This window comes from Streptomyces sp. ADMS, from assembly GCF_033441795.1.
GTDB lineage: Bacteria > Actinomycetota > Actinomycetes > Streptomycetales > Streptomycetaceae > Streptomyces.
Window position 1 is genome coordinate 1 of the sequence record NZ_JAVFVX010000072.1, and the last position, 14,666, is coordinate 14,666.

The window sequence follows — 14,666 nt, forward strand, 5'->3', positions numbered from 1 at the left end:
TACGTCCAGTACGAGGGCTTGCGGCCGGCACGCCGAGAGCACGCACCGGACGCCGCTCCCTGACGGCCAAACGCTGCCTGCCGCGGCACTAGGTCGCACTGCGCTCACTCGCCTTACGCAACTCCCGCTCCACCGCGGAGCTGCGCGCACCGCCGGGCCGCCCGTCGAGCAGCAGCTCACGCCAGTGCTCCCGGCTCCAGTCGGCCGGCGCGTTCCCCCCGGTGAACTCCTCCACCAGCGCCACGAACCGTGCCGGATCACTGTGGAACGGAAAATGCCCCGCGCCCTCGAAAATCTCCAGCCGGCTCCCGGGCATCGCCTCATGCGCCCCGTACGCGTGCCGCACCGGCACCACACTGTCCCGGTCCCCCCACAGCAGCATGGTCGGCATGCCCTCGGTGAGATAGCAGCGGTCGAGCATGGTCACCACCTGCCCCCGCCAGTCGACCACCGCACGCAGGGTACGGATGAAGGCGTTGCGCGACGTCTCGTCGGGCAGCGCGTCCACGAGCGTGAGCAACTCGGGCGCGTCCTGCCCCAGATCGGTGTCCAGCAACTTCATCAGCCTTACGACGAGCCCCACTTGAAGCCGCATCCCCGGCAACCGCAGCGCGGAGAGCGCGAGATGGGCCCCGGGCAGGGAGGCCGCCCGCAGGACCGGGTTGACCTCCCGGCCCACGCCACCCGCGCTGACCAGGATGAGCCGCTCGGTGCGCTCGGGGAACTGGTAGGCGAACTGCATGGCCACCCCGCCACCGAGGGAGTGCCCGACGAACGTCGCGGACTCGATGCCGAGGGTGGTGAGCAGATCCCGCACACCGTTGGCGTAGGCGGCCACCGAGTAGTCGGCGCGCGGCTTGTCGGAGGCCCCGTGGCCGAGGAGGTCGGGGGCGATCACGGTGTGGCTGCGGGCGAGGTCGGGGATCAGCTCCGCCCAGGTGGCCGAGGAGTCCCCGATGCCGTGGATCAGGACGAGCGCGGGGCCCTCGCCGGCCATACGGAAGGCCCGCCGGTACCCGTGCACGAAGCGGTACCGCAGTTCCAGTTCACCGTCGCCGACCGAACGCAGCCGTACAGCGCGTGCCGGCCCGTGACGCGGGACATCCGTCACGCGCTCACCTCCCCGCTTCCTGTGCCCTGGACTCCCTGCCGAAAACCCTTTCCCCTCAGCGTAGAACCCCATTCTCACAAGGCGTTTCGAGGATGTTTCGCGTCCGCTAAGTGAGCGAACCGACGTGTACTGAACCGGGATTGTCAGTGGCGGGCGGCAAGCTGGGAGACGCAGGGATGACGCCGACATGGGGAGAGCCGTCCGATGCCGACCGCCGTACTGACCGACCGTGAGCGCACCGCCGTACAGGCCTACTTGAGGCTGCTGGGAACCGTCCGCGCCGCCTTCGACGTGCCGCCGGGGAACTGCCGGCCACCCGTCGTGCCGCCCACCGTCCTCGCGGAGGCGGAGGCGGCCCTGGCGGAGGCGGGCCTGGCGGGCAACGAGGAGAGGTTCTTCCGGTTGCTCAGGCAGGCTGGTGCGGCACACTGACCGCCGTGCCGAGCAGCCCGCGCCGCACGGTCCAGCGCCCGTCGAAGTACCCGAGTTCCCGGCCGTCGACGACCGGCCCGGGCACCAGCAGCCGGGCCCGGAAAGTGCCGTACGGGTGCGGGCCGGGGGCCGCCGTGAACTCGATGTCGGCCTCGCTGAAGTCCAGCCACTTGCCGGTGAGGGGGAACCACGCCTTGTAGACCGACTCCTTGGCGCTGAACAGCAGGCGGTCCCAGTGCACACCCGGGCCGTCCGCCGTGAGTGCGCGCAGCCGTGTCCGCTCCGTGGGCAGCGCCACGGAGTCGAGGACGCCCTCGGGCAGTGGCTGGTGGGGTTCGGCGTCGATGCCGACCGAGGCCAGGTCGGTGGCGCGGACCAGTGCGGCGGCGCAGTAGCCCTCGCAGTGGGTCATGCTGCCGACGAGGCCGGCCGGCCACTGCGGGGCGCCCCGCTCGCCGGGCAGCACGGGCTGCGGCGGCACGCCGAGCTTCTCCATGGCACGGCGGGCACACGCGCGTACGAGGGTGAACTCGCGGACGCGCTTGGGCACCGCCCGGGTCACGAGTGCCTGCTCCTCGGGGTACAGCGTCGCGCTCCCGAGCCCGCCGGCCCCGTACGCACCGTCGCCCGGCTCGTCACCGTGCGCTTCCACGGCCACCACCGTGGCCGGAAGCAGTTCCTCGATCACCGGACCCGACCTCCATCGGCAGTATGCGGCGCAGCCTTCCCGGGTCTCCGGGGCGCTTCTGCCACTCGCGGGGGTAGCCCACCGAGACTTCTTCGAAGCGGACGCCCTCGTGCCAGGTGGTCCGAGGGATGTGCAGATGGCCGTAGACCATCGTCGTGACGCGGAACCGGCGGTGCCAGTCGGCGGTCAGCGTGGTGCCGCACCACATGGCGAACTCGGGGTGCCACAGCACGTCCGTCGGATGCCGGTCCAGCGGATAGTGGTTGACGAGCACCGTCGGCAGGCTCTCGGGCAGCTCGGCGAGCCGCCGCTCGGTCTCGGCGACCCGGGCCCGGCACCAGGCCTCGCGGGTCGGATAGGGGTCGGGGTGCAGGACGTACTCGTCGGTGCAGACGATGCCCGTGCTCTGCGCGTACGCCAGCCCCTCCTCCTTGGTCGCACAGCCCTGCGGCAGGAAGGAGTAGTCGTAGAGCAGGAACAGCGGGGCGACGGCCACGGGGCCGCCGGGGCCCTCCCACACGGGGTACGGGTCCTCGGGCGACGTCACTCCCAGTTCGCGGCACAGGTCGACCAGGTGTTCGTAGCGGGCGACACCACGCAGGGTGACCGGATCCTTGGGATGGGTCCACAGCTCGTGGTTTCCGGGTGCCCAGATCACCTTGCGGAACCGGCCGGCGAGGGTTTCGAGGACCCAGCGGATGTCGGCCACGCTCTCCGACACGTCGCCTGCGACAAGAAGCCAGTCGCCGTCGCTCTGAGGGAACATCCGTTCGACCAGGGCGCGGTTCTCGGGGTAGCCGATGTGCAGGTCACTGATCGCCAGCAGCTGTCCGGCACCGCCGGCCGTCGTCTCCACTCCAGCCCCTTCCGCATCCGAACTCAGCCCCCGCGGGCGCGCGTTCGGACCCACAAGAACACATCCCCGGCGGCCGGACAAGTACGGCTGTCCGCCCTGCGTCACCCCTCTCGGCGCAGCTCACCGGGCCAGCCGAAGATCGTTACAAGACACCACGGGCGGTACACAAGGCAACACACGGGGTACTGCTGTCAATTCCGTAACACGCGCGTAGCAGTAACAGGGTCTGCGGAGCCTTATGATCGCCTCAACACTTCCGCCAATAAACCGGTTCGCACCCGGTCGGCTTGTCGTGTTCCCAACTCTCCCCTGGCCGGGCTCGGCCCTGCTTCGCCGTGCCCGTGAACCCTGAAAGGTGGCCCTGCATGGTCTCTCGCGTACGCGTCTGGCTCAACCGCACGTACGCGGAGAACGTGTTCTTCATGGAACAGCTGCGGAGAAATCCCAGTGACCGCGCGGTCGAGATCCACGCCACCCACGGGGACGCCGACTCCCCCGTCCTGGCCGCCGCCGACACCGCCGCCATGGAGCCCGAGGGCCTGTCCCCCGCCGCGTACGTCGAGTACGCGCTCGACCAGTGTGTCCGCCGCGAGATCGACGTGTTCGTGCCGCGTCTGCACCAGGACGCGATCGTCGATCACCGCGCGGACTTCGAGGCCGTCGGAACCAAGCTGCTCGCGCCGACGCCCGAGGCGGTGGCCGTCTTCCAGGACAAGGCGACCGCGTACCAGGCCGTCGAAGCGGTCGGCGTGCCGGTGCCGCCTTGGTGGCGGGTGCGGACTGCGGACGAACTCCTCGTCGCCGTCGAGCAGTTGGAGGCCGACGGCCACAAGGCGTGCTTCAAGCCGGCGGCGGGCGCGGGCGGGGTGGGCTTCCGCGTGATCACGCGCGCCCCCTTTTCGATGTCGCACCTCAACGGATTCCCCAGCCCCTACGTCCAGTTGGACATGGTCCTCGACGTGCTGCGGAACACGGACGAGGACGTCGACTGGCTAGTGATGCCCCGTCTGGAGCAGCCGGAGGTGTCCGTCGACTGCCTCACCGGCCCCGACTCGCGCATCCGGATGGCGATCGGCCGCACCAAGAACGGCCGGCGGCGCGGTTTCACCCTCGACGAGGCCTGGCTGGCGCCCGCGCGACTGATCGCCGAGGGTTTCGGGCTGCACCACCTCAGCAACATCCAGTTCCGCATGTACGAGGACCGGCCGGTCCTGATGGACGTCAACACGCGCCCGGCCGGCGGTCTGCACCAGCTCCAGCTGTGCGGCATCAACGCCCCGTGGGCGGCAGTGCAGTTGGCGCTCGGCGAGGACCCGGGCGACCTGGTGCCGCCGTTCCTCGGCCAGGACTACGCCGTGGTCTCCGCGCCGCGTCCGGTGCGCGCGGTGTCGGTACCGGCACACGCGGACGAGGTCCCGGCGCTCCCGTCCACGCGGCCCGCCGTAGCGGCGCCCGCAGCCGTCGGAGAGCCGATCGTGGAATCGGCGGGCGCACCGGCCACAGCCACCGCCTGACACCCCTCCCACCGGCCGGCAGAACAGGCTCACCAGCGCCCGCAGTCATCGGAGCCAGCCACGAAAACGGCGACCGAGGCACCAGCGGGCGCACGCCTACCCCCCTGCCGGCCGGCAGAACAGGCTGACCAGCGCCCGCAGCCGTCAGAAAGCCAGCCGTGGAACGGCAACCCGAGGCACCGGCAGGAGCACCCGCCACAGCCACCGCCCAACACTCCTCCTGCCGACCGGTAGAACAACGGGGCCCGGCCGGTCGGCCGGGCCCCGTCCTCGTTCGTCAGCCGCGCGTCAGCCGCAGCGTCTGTACCTCGAACGGCCGCAGCGTCACCGCCACCGAGTCACCGTCCACCGGGGCCTCGGACAGCGGCCGTTCCAGCAGGTCGGTGATCTTGGCGCCCGCCAGCGGGAACCCGGTGCACAGCACGCCCTCGGCACGGCCGCCGCGCGACTCGTAGAGGCGGACGACGACATCGCCGGACTCGTCGTCGGCGAGCTTCACCGCCTCGATCGTCACACCGTCGCCGTCGGCCCACACGACCGGCTCCGGCGCGCCCGCGGCGTCCGCCACGCGCAGCGGCAGGTTGAGGGAGTAGCCCTCGGCGACCGCGTCCTCGATGCTGGCGCCGGGCAGCAGCGAGTACGTGAAGCGGTGTTTGCCCTGGTCGGCCCCGGGGTCGGGGATCCGCGGGGCGCGCACCAGCGACAGGCGGACCGTGGTCGTCGTACCGCCGTCCTCGCGGACCGTGCGGGAGACGTCGTGGCCGTACGTCGAGTCGTTGAGGACCGCGACGCCGTAGCCGGGCTCGGCGATGTGCACCCAGCGGTGGCCGGAGACCTCGAAGCGGGCCGACTCCCAGGTGGTGTTGGTGTGCGTGGGCCGCTGGACGTGGCCGAACTGGATCTCCGCGCTGGAGTGGGCCGCGCGGACGTCCACCGGGAAGGCGGCCTTGAGGATCTTCTCGGCCTCGTGCCAGTCGATCTCCGTCTCGAAGTCGATCCGGGGGCTGCCGGCCCGGACGGTGATCGTCTGGACGATCTTCGAGCCCTTGCCGAAGGAGCGCTCCACCCGGATGGCGCCGCGGAGCGAGTCCTCCTCGGCCACGGTGACGGAGGACGCGTCGAGCAGGTCCGTGTAGCGGTTCTTGTAGTGCTTGTCGATGTCCCAGGCGTCCCAGTAGTTCGGGAGGTCGGTGTGCAGGCGCAGCAGGTTGCCCTTGTCCGCGAGGACCTCGCGGTTCGCCTTCAGGTCGCGGACCGAGGCCAGGGTGCCGTCCTCGGCGATCTCCACCCGTACGAGCCCGTTGTCGAGGACCCGCCCGGCGGTCACCGTCACCGGCCGCGGGGGCTCCGCGACGGCCAGCGGGGCACTGCCGTTCGCCGGGACCTCCACGTACATGGGGACGCCCGTCGAGGTGCGGACCACCTCGGCCCGGTCGTACGGGCTGGTGTTGAAGGCACGGGACTCGCCGCCGCCGAGCGCGGCCACCGCCTCGGCGGTGAGCGCCTCCAGCTCCTCCGCCACGCGGGCGTACTCGGCCTCCGCCTCGCGGTGCACCCAGGCGATGGACGAGCCCGGCAGGATGTCGTGGAACTGGTGGAGCAGGACCGTCTTCCAGAGGCGGTCCAGGTGCTCGTACGGGTACGCGTAGCCCGGCGCGTGCAGCGCGGCCGTCGTCGCCCACAACTCGGCCTCGCGGAGCTTGTGTTCGCTGCGCCTGTTGCCCTGCTTGGTGCGGGCCTGGGAGGTGTACGTGGCCCGGTGCAGCTCCAGGTACAGCTCGCCGACCCAGACCGGGGCGTCGGGGTACTCCTCACGGGCCTTGGCGAAGAACTCGTCGGGGTGCTCGATCTCGACCGTCGCCGAGCCCTCCAGGTCTGCCAGCCTGCGCGCCCGTTCCATGATCTCGCGGGTGGGGCCGCCGCCGCCGTCGCCCCAGCCGAAGGGGGCCAGGGAGCGGGTCGCGGCGCCCTTCTCCTGGTAGTTGCGCGAGGCGCGGGCCATCTCCTCGCCGCTGAAGCGGGCGTTGTAGGTGTCGACCGGCGGGAAGTGCGTGAAGATGCGGGTGCCGTCGATGCCCTCCCACCAGAAGGTGTGGTGGGGGAACTTGTTGGTCTGGTTCCAGGAGATCTTCTGGGTGAGGAACCAGTCGTTGCCGGCAAGCTTGGCCAGCTGCGGGTAGGCCGCGGTGTAGCCGAAGGAGTCCGGCAGCCACACGCCCTTGGTCTCGACGCCGAAGTGCTCGATGAAGAACCGCTTGCCGTGGATGAGCTGGCGGGCCATCGCCTCGCCGCCGGGCAGGTTGCCGTCGGCCTCGACCCACATGCCGCCGACCGGCGCCCACTGGCCCTTCTTCACGGACTCCTGGATGCGCGCCCACACCTTGGGGTAGTTGTCGCGCACCCACTCGTACTGCTGGGCCTGCGAGCATGCGAAGACGAAGTCCTCGTACTCGTCGGCCAGCGAGGTGACGTTGGAGAAGGTGCGGGACGTCTTGCGCTTGGTCTCGCGGATCGGCCACAGCCACGCCGAGTCGATGTGCGCGTGGCCGACACCCGAGATCCGGTGGGCGCTGGCGTTGGCCGGCTTGGCCAGCGCGGGCGCCAGGACCGCTCGTACCGCCGCCGCCGAACCGGCCACGTCGTCCAGGTCAAGCAGGTCGAGGGCGCGGTCCAGGGTGTGCGCGATCTCGTGACGGCGCGGGTCGTGTTCGCCCAGCTCCAGCATCAGCTCGCGCAGCACCTGGACGTCGAGGTCGAGGTGGAAGACCTCCTCGTCGAGGATGGCGAGGTCGGCGTGCCGGAAGGTGTAGATCGGCTTGTCGCCGGCCGTGAGGATGTCACCCATGGGGGTGATCTTGGAGAAGTTGTCGGCGAGGATGTCCGGGTTAGAGGCCGCCTCGACGAGGTAGTCGATCTCCTCACCGCCCGTGGCCGGGTTGGCGACCGGCACGTACTGGTTGAGCGGGTTGACCGCCTTCAGCGGGGTGCCGTCGGTGAGGTGGACCAGTGCCTCGGCCTGGTTGCCGGGCCAGTCGCCGGTGAAGCCGAGGTCGATGACGGCCTCGACGCGCCGGCCGGCCCACTCGGCGGGAACCCGGCCGCGCATCCGGAACCAGGTCGTGCCCCAGGGCGGGCCCCAGGGGGTGTCCATGGCGAAGGGCGCGTACGACGCGGCCGACGCCTCCTCGAAGGAGACCGGCTCGCCCGGCGCCTGCCAGGCCTCGACCTCGAAGGGAACCGTGGCCGCGTAGACCGCCGCCTTGATCCGCTGATCGTGGAGGCGCTGCACGCGCTCCTCGATCCGCCGGCTTTCGTCGTGCATGGGAAGTCTCCAGACCAGATACGAGCGGGGAAAGCGCTTACTTAAGGTACGCCAGGCCGGGGTGGACCGCGGTGTATCCGTCGACCAGTCTGCGGGCCACGTTGACGGAGTCGACGAGCGGGTGCAGCGCGAACGCCTTGACCGCCGTCGCACGGGAGCCGGACTCGGCGGCGGCGAGCACCTCGCGTTCGACCGCCTTGACCGAGCAGACCAGACCGGAGGCGTGGTCGGGCAGCGGGTCGACGCTGACGGGATGGGCTCCGTTGGCGTCGACCAGGCAGGGCACCTCGATGACGGCCTCGGCATCCAGTACCGAGAGCGTCCCGCGGTTGCGGACATTGAGGATCAGGGTGGTGCGCTCGTCGCGGGCGATGGCCCGCATCAGGGCGAGGGCCACCTTCTCGTAGCCCCCGGACAGGTCGTCGGCGTCGCGTTCGCCCGCACCCGCCGTCTCCCGGGCCTCGGCCATGTAGGTCGCCTCGCGCTCGGCGCGGGTGCGGTCCCAGGCGGTGAGGGCGGCGGCGCCCGGCCGCTTCATCTCCTCGTAGAAGCCGGCCTGCTGGTCGCGCAGGAAGGCGCCGCGGGTCTTCTCGGCCTGGCTGTAGGCGCGGACGGCCTCGCGGTTGAAGTAGTAGTAGTGCAGATACTCGTTCGGGACGGCACCCAGGGACTGGAGCCAGTCGGTGCCGAAGAGCTTGCCCTCCTCGAAGGAGCCGAGGAGGTCGGGGTCTGCCAGCAGTCGCGGGAGTTCGTCGCGGCCGTTGACCCGCAGCCCGCGTACCCAGCCGAGGTGGTTGAGGCCTACGTAGTCGATCCACGCCTCACCGGGGTTGGCGCCGAGCACCCGGGCGATACGGCGGCCCAGGCCCACCGGCGAGTCGCAGATGCCGATGACGCGGTCACCGAGGTGGCGGGACATGGCCTCGGTGACCAGACCGGCCGGGTTGGTGAAGTTGATGACCCAGGCGTCGGGAGCGACCCGCGCGACGCGACGCGCGATGTCCTCGGCCACCGGAACCGTGCGCAGGCCGTAGGCGATACCGCCCGCGCCGACCGTCTCCTGGCCGAGGACGCCCTCGGCCAGCGCCACCCGCTCGTCGTTGGCGCGGCCCTCAAGGCCGCCGACGCGGATCGCGGAGAAGACGAAGTCGGCGCCGGTCAGCGCCTCGTCCAGGTCGGTCGTGGCGCTCACCTCGGGGGCGTCGGGCACCCCCGCCGCCTGCTCGGCCAGGACCCGGGTGACCGCCGCGAGGCGGCCCGCGTCCAGGTCGTGCAGGACGACACGGGTCACCCGGCCCTCGGCATGGTCGCCCAGGAGCGCCCCGTACACGAGCGGGACGCGGAATCCGCCGCCGCCCAGAATCGTCAGCTTCACCGGTTGCCCCCAAGACGGAACGGAGATCCAGCCGTTGGACGGACAACTCCCCACATGAACGGATAAGCTCTGCACAGTGCGTCGCGAGAACCAAGCACGCCCTGTCTCCTTGCACTTGTTTCAAGAACCCGGGCTGGTTTCAACCCGGCTGGTGTTGATCGCGTAAGACCCGATCGCTCGCTGAGCGACTGAGCAGCGTGAGCCAGGAATCTCCTTCGATTCCGAGGGAGAGGATTCAAGCTTGCACCTTTCCTGCCTCTACTACCTCGACGCGGGCCTCCTCCAAGGAGGCCCGCGTCACCGCTTCCACGGGAGCGTTCGTCACCACCATGTCCAGGTCCTCGGGACCGCAGACCTTCGCCATGCCCGTACCGGGGAACTTGGCGCGGTCGGCGAGCAGGACGACCCGGTCCGCGGCCTTGATCATGGCGCGCTTGACCGGCACCTCGACGACTGTGGTGTCCATCACCTGACCGCCGGGCCGGATGCCGCTGGTCCCCAGGAAGAGCCAGTCGGCGTGCAGCTGGCGGAGATTGTCCTCGGTGAGGAAGCCGACCAGGGAGCGGTACTCGCGCCTGACCATGCCGCCGAGGAGCACCAGGTCGATGCCCTCGTCGTCCACCAGCTCCTCGAAGACCACCAGGTTGCTGGTGATCACGGTGAGCCGGCGGCCGTGCAGCTGCCGGGCCAGCCGGTAGGCGGTGGTGCCGATGTCGAGCAGCACGGACTGGCCGTCCTCGACGAGCGAGGCGGCCTTGGCGGCTATCGCGTCCTTCTCGGCCACGCGCACCTCGGCGACCTCGGCGAAGGGCTGGTCGCCCTCCTCCACCACGGCGCCGCCGTGCACACGTGTGAGGAGGCCCTCCTCCTCCAGTCTGACCAGGTCACGCCGGATGGTGGCGGGGCTCACGCCCAGTTGCTCGGAGAGATCGGTCACGGCCGCGGGGCCACCCGAGCGCAGGGCCCGCAGGATGAGTTGATGTCGTCGTTCTGCCAGCACGCGGTGAACAGTACTCGTCATCTTCAATCATTTCTATGCTTACTTCTGCTCGACTCTTGCCAAAACTTCCGAAGACGCGCACGATTCCGGTCATCAAATTGACGAGTTTTGACGAGAGGATGCACGCGTGGACGACGAACGGCCCGATGTGCTGCTGACCGGGCTGCTCTTCTTCGACCTCGTCCTCACCGGCCTGGGCAAGCCCCCGACACCCGGCGAGGAGATCTGGACGTCGGGGATGGGTACCAGCCCCGGCGGGATCGCGAACCTCGCCGTGGCCGCCGCCCGGTACGGTCTGAAGACCTCCCTGGCCACGGTTTTCGGGGACGACGCGTACGGCGCCCACTGCCGTACCGTCCTCGCCGGCCAGGAAGGCGTCGACCTCTCCCTCTCGCACACCGCTGACGACTGGCACACCCCCGTCACCGTCTCGCTCGCCTACGACGGCGACCGCGCCCTGATCACCCACGGGCAGCCGCCCCCGTACTCCCAGGACACCCTGCTGGGCGACCCGCCCGAGGCGCGCACCGCCCTCGTGCACATCGAGGCCGAGCCCCACCGGTGGCTGGCCAAGGCCGCGGCGAACGGTACGCAGATCTACGCGGACGTCGGCTGGGACCCAACCCAGCGGTGGTCCGCCGACCTGCTCGACCAGCTCGCCCTGTGCCACGCCTTCCTTCCCAACGAGACCGAGGCGATGGCGTACACCCGCACCGACACCGCGGTCGCCGCGCTGGGCACGCTCAGCGAGCTGGTCCCGGTGGCCGTCGTCACCCGCGGCGGTGACGGCGCGATCGCCGTGGACCAGACCACGGGCGAGTACGCGGAGGTCCCCGCCCTGGCCGTGGACGTCGTGGACTCGACGGGCGCCGGTGACGTGTTCGGCGCCGGCTTCGTCGCGGCCTCCCTCGGCGGCTGGCCGCTGGAGGAACGGCTGCGGTTCGCCGTACTGGCCGCCTCGCTCTCCGTACGGCGGCACGGCGGGGCGCTCGCGGCGCCCGGCTGGTACGGCGTCGACCGCTGGTGGCGCTCGCTGACCGACCCCGGCCTGAGGAAGGCATACGGCTTCCTCGCGGACCGCATCCCGGCGGACGTCGGCCCGCCGGTGCACCACGCCCCGGTCACCCCGCCCGCACCGCTGCCCTGATCCCCCCCAGAAAAACGCCCTTCAGTACCACGAACAGGAACAACAGGAGTGACTCGTGGACCTTTCCCGTAGAGGCTTCCTCCAGGCCGCCGTACTCACCGCGGCTGCCTCCGGCCTGACCGTCGCCTGTGGCGGCGACTCCGGATCCGGCGGTACCAAGAACGGCAAGAACCTCACCATGTGGTACTGGGGCGGCGCCCTCAGCGACAAGGTGGTCGGCGAGGCCAAGACGCACTTCAGCAGCACGGTCAAGCTGACCTCCGCCTCCATCGGCGGCGACTTCAAGCAGAAGCTCACCACCACCCTCGCGGCGGGCGGCTCCTCGGTCCCCGACATCACCGGCATCAAGGGGGAGGACATCGCCTCCTTCCTGCCCAACGCCGACCGCTTCCTCGACCTGAACGACCTGGGCTTCAAGAAGATCTCGTCCCAGTACCTGGAGTGGAAGACCAAGCTCGCCCAGACCGAGGACGGCAAGCAGATCGGGTTCCCGATCGACATCGGCCCCACGGCGCTCTTCTACCGCGCGGACCTGTTCGAGGAAGCGGGGCTGCCCAGCGACCCGGCCGAGGTCGCGGCCGAGGCCAAGACCTGGGACGACTACTTCGCTCTCGGCTCCGAGCTGAAGAAGGCGCTGCCCGGCACCTTCCTGGTCAACAACATGGGGTCGGTGTTCAACATCGCGGTCGGCCAGGGCACCAGGCGGTTCATCGACCAGGACAACCACTTCATCGGCGACCAGGACCACATCCGCGCCGCGTGGGACACGGCCGTCCGTGCCTACACGCTCGGCCTCGACGCCAAGATCAACGACCAGAGCTGGAACGCCGCCATCGGCAAGAGCCTGACCACCGAAGTCGGCGCCGCCTGGCACGCGCTGGACATCGAGTCTGCGGCCCCGGGCACCAAGGGCAACTGGCGGGTCTGCGCGACGCCGGGCGGGCCGGCCAACCAGGGCGGCTCCTATCTGACCCTGCCCGAGCAGTGCCGGAACCCCGAAGAGGCATTCAAGATCATCAGCTGGATCCTCAGCCCGGACAACAACGCCAAGAGCTTCACCGACGCCGCCATCTTCCCCGCCTCCCCGGCCACGTACGCGATGGCGGCAATGACGGGTCCCGACGCCTTCTTCGGCGGACAGAAGATCATCGAGGTCTTCGGCCCGGCCGCCGAGGCCATCCCCGTGACCTACGAGGCACCCTCCGACTCCGCGGTCATGGCCCCCTTCATGGCCGAACTGACCAGCATCGAGGCCAAGGGCAAGAAGCCCGACGACGCCTGGAACGACGCGGTCGGCCAGGCCAGGCAGATCGCCAAGCGGCAGGGGGTGAACTGAGGTGTCGTCACCTCCGGTCACCGGCCCCGCCACGGTGCCTGAGCACCGTGGCGGGCCGGGCCCGGCCCGCTTCCGCCCGCGGCGCACCCCGCCCGCGGGCGTCGCGCGGCCCCAACGTCGCGGAGTGCTGTCGTACTGGCGCCAGTACCTGGCGATCTCGCCCTTCTACCTGGTCTTCGTCGTCTTCTCGTTCGGCCCCGTCTTCTATTCGCTGTATCTGGCCTTCCAGCGCTACGACGGTCTGGGCACCAAGCAGTTCGTGGGCCTGCAGCAGTTCGAGTTCCTCTGGAGCGACCCGGTCTTCTGGCTGTCGATCCGCAACACCCTGGCAATCTGGGTCCTGTCGACCGTGCCCACGCTCTTCGGCGCCCTGGTCCTGGCGACCCTGCTGCATTCGGTGCGCCGCTTCAAAGGCTTCTACCGCATCGCCCTCTACGTGCCGAACGTCACGTCGATCGTCGCCGTGGCGATCTTCTTCGGCGCGGTGTTCAGCAACGACTTCGGTCTGGTCAACGCGATCCTGGGCATGATCGGCATCTCACCTGTCCCATGGCTGAGCAACCCATGGCTGATCAAGGTGGTCATCGCGCTGCTGATGACCTGGATGTGGACCGGCTACAACATGATCATCTACCTGGCCGGCCTCCAGGCCATCCCGCAGTCGGTCTACGAGGCGGCCAAGATGGACGGCGCGGGCCCCATCCGCACGTTCTTCCAGATCACCATCCCGATCATGCGGCCGATCATCCTGTTCACCGTCGTCATCTCGACCATCAACGGTCTGCAGAGCTTCAGCGAACCCCAGGTCCTCTTCGCCAGCAACGCCGCCAACCAGAACCTCGGCGGCCCGGGCCAGGCGGGCCTGACCACGCTGCTGTACTTCTACCAGTCGGCCTTCCTCGACAACGACTACGGCTACGGCGCGGCCATCGTGTGGGCCTTCTTCGTACTGATCATCGTGCTCGTCGTCATCAACTGGCGCATCGTGCAACGAGGGAGGAAGTCATGACGACAGCCGCCACGCCACGGCCTGCCACGGGCGCGAAGCCGCCACGCCGTCCCAGGGGCCTGTCCGCGCACGTCTTCCTCATCCTTGCCGTCCTGATCTCGGTCTTCCCCTTCGTGTGGACGATCGTGATGGCGACCAACACCACCCGTGACATCTACAAGAGCCCACCGAAGCTGACCTTCGGCTCCCATCTGCTGGAGAACATCCGGGGTGTGCTGGACACGGTCGACTTCTTCGGGTCGATGCTCAACACGGTCGTCATCGCGTGCGTCACCACGGTCCTGGTGCTGTTCGTCGACTCCCTGGCGGCCTTCGCCTTCGCCAAGTTCGAGTTCCCCGGGCGCAAGGTGCTCTTCGGCACGCTGCTGGTGTTCATGATGCTGCCGCTCCAGCTGGCCGTCCTGCCGCAGTTCATCCTGATGTCCGAGCTCGGCTGGGTCGGCATGCTCAAGGCGCTGGTCTGGCCCGCCCTCTCCAACGCCTTCGGCATCTTCTGGCTGCGCCAGTACATCGAGAACGGTGTACCCGACGAACTGCTGGACGCGGCGCGCATCGACGGCGCCGGGTTCTTCCGTCAGTACTGGAACGTCGCGCTGCCGATGATCAAGCCCGCGATGTCCTTCCTCGCCATCTACGCCTTCGTCGGTGCCTGGAACGACTACGTCTGGCCCCTCATCGTGCTCACCGACCCCGCACACGTCACGCTCCAGGTGGAGCTGGCCCAGCTCAACGTCGGCCACAACACCAACTACAGCATGGTCATGGCCGGTGTGCTCATGGCGTCCATCCCGCTGGTCGTGGTCTTCGCGATCTTCGCGCGCGGGTTCATCGCCGGCGCCACCGAAGGCGCGGTACAGGGCAGCTGAACCGCTCACG

12 protein-coding genes are annotated in these 14,666 nt (G+C 69.7%); 6 read left to right on the forward strand and 6 right to left on the reverse strand.

Going from position 1 to position 14,666, the window contains the following annotated elements; translation table 11 throughout:
• Window positions 1-88: 88 nt before the first annotated feature.
• Window positions 89-1,111: an alpha/beta hydrolase gene (locus RB628_RS26990; protein ID WP_318323120.1), complete on the reverse strand. Its 1,023-nt coding sequence runs from the start codon at window positions 1,109-1,111 to the stop codon at window positions 89-91.
• Window positions 1,112-1,315: 204 nt separating this feature from the next.
• On the opposite strand from RB628_RS26990, the gene RB628_RS26995 reads away from it, so the two are divergent.
• Window positions 1,316-1,543: a hypothetical protein gene (locus tag RB628_RS26995; protein WP_318323121.1), complete on the forward strand. Its 228-nt coding sequence runs from the start codon at window positions 1,316-1,318 to the stop codon at window positions 1,541-1,543.
• Here the strand turns inward: RB628_RS26995 and RB628_RS27000 are convergent.
• Window positions 1,518-2,231, reverse strand: a complete 714-nt coding sequence (locus tag RB628_RS27000; protein WP_318323122.1) for a 4'-phosphopantetheinyl transferase family protein — start codon at window positions 2,229-2,231, stop codon at window positions 1,518-1,520. The two genes, RB628_RS26995 and RB628_RS27000, sit on opposite strands and share 26 nt — an antisense overlap.
• Window positions 2,179-3,087 carry a metallophosphoesterase gene (locus RB628_RS27005; protein WP_318323123.1) on the reverse strand — a complete coding sequence of 303 codons (909 nt, stop codon included), beginning with the start codon at window positions 3,085-3,087 and terminating at the stop codon, window positions 2,179-2,181. Before RB628_RS27005 ends, RB628_RS27000 begins: the two co-directional genes overlap by 53 nt.
• Before the next feature lie 365 nt (window positions 3,088-3,452).
• Between RB628_RS27005 and RB628_RS27010 the strand changes: the two genes are divergently transcribed.
• Window positions 3,453-4,601: an ATP-grasp domain-containing protein gene (locus RB628_RS27010; protein WP_318323124.1), complete on the forward strand. Its 1,149-nt coding sequence runs from the start codon at window positions 3,453-3,455 to the stop codon at window positions 4,599-4,601.
• Window positions 4,602-4,878: 277 nt separating this feature from the next.
• Here RB628_RS27010 and RB628_RS27015 read toward each other — a convergent pair whose 3' ends face one another.
• From RB628_RS27015 to RB628_RS27025, 3 genes are all read right to left on the reverse strand, one after another.
• Window positions 4,879-7,923, reverse strand: coding sequence for an alpha-mannosidase (locus RB628_RS27015; protein WP_318323125.1), 3,045 nt, complete (start codon window positions 7,921-7,923; stop codon window positions 4,879-4,881).
• 37 nt (window positions 7,924-7,960) lie between these two features.
• Window positions 7,961-9,298, reverse strand: a complete 1,338-nt coding sequence (locus RB628_RS27020) for a 6-phospho-beta-glucosidase (protein ID WP_318323126.1) — start codon at window positions 9,296-9,298, stop codon at window positions 7,961-7,963.
• Between the two features lie 235 nt (window positions 9,299-9,533).
• Window positions 9,534-10,298, reverse strand: coding sequence for a DeoR/GlpR family DNA-binding transcription regulator (locus tag RB628_RS27025; protein ID WP_318323127.1), 765 nt, complete (start codon window positions 10,296-10,298; stop codon window positions 9,534-9,536).
• A 127-nt stretch (window positions 10,299-10,425) separates the two neighbouring features.
• On the opposite strand from RB628_RS27025, the gene RB628_RS27030 reads away from it, so the two are divergent.
• The 4 genes from RB628_RS27030 to RB628_RS27045 all read left to right on the forward strand — a co-directional run bounded on the left by RB628_RS27030 (window position 10,426) and on the right by RB628_RS27045 (window position 14,656).
• A complete protein-coding gene (locus tag RB628_RS27030) occupies window positions 10,426-11,445 on the forward strand; it encodes a carbohydrate kinase family protein (RefSeq protein WP_318323128.1) in 1,020 nt (339 codons plus the stop codon).
• A 55-nt stretch (window positions 11,446-11,500) separates the two neighbouring features.
• Complete coding sequence (locus RB628_RS27035) at window positions 11,501-12,781, forward strand: ABC transporter substrate-binding protein (protein ID WP_318323129.1); 1,281 nt, start codon at window positions 11,501-11,503, stop codon at window positions 12,779-12,781.
• Window positions 12,782-12,905: 124 nt separating this feature from the next.
• Window positions 12,906-13,790 carry a sugar ABC transporter permease gene (locus tag RB628_RS27040; RefSeq protein WP_318323148.1) on the forward strand — a complete coding sequence of 295 codons (885 nt, stop codon included), beginning with the start codon at window positions 12,906-12,908 and terminating at the stop codon, window positions 13,788-13,790.
• Window positions 13,787-14,656 carry a carbohydrate ABC transporter permease gene (locus tag RB628_RS27045; RefSeq protein WP_318323130.1) on the forward strand — a complete coding sequence of 290 codons (870 nt, stop codon included), beginning with the start codon at window positions 13,787-13,789 and terminating at the stop codon, window positions 14,654-14,656. The genes RB628_RS27040 and RB628_RS27045 overlap by 4 nt, the downstream gene beginning before the upstream one ends.
• The last annotated feature ends 10 nt before the right edge of the window (window positions 14,657-14,666 follow it).

Excerpts from the sequence above, each read along its gene's own strand:
- RB628_RS27045 (WP_318323130.1), top strand. The coding sequence starts at position 13,787 with ATGACGACAGCCGCCACGCCACGGCCTGCCACGGGCGCGAAGCCGCCA.
- RB628_RS27010 (WP_318323124.1), top strand. The coding sequence starts at position 3,453 with ATGGTCTCTCGCGTACGCGTCTGGCTCAACCGCACGTACGCGGAGAAC.
- RB628_RS27015 (WP_318323125.1), bottom strand. The coding sequence starts at position 7,923 with ATGCACGACGAAAGCCGGCGGATCGAGGAGCGCGTGCAGCGCCTCCAC.
- RB628_RS26995 (WP_318323121.1), top strand. The coding sequence starts at position 1,316 with ATGCCGACCGCCGTACTGACCGACCGTGAGCGCACCGCCGTACAGGCC.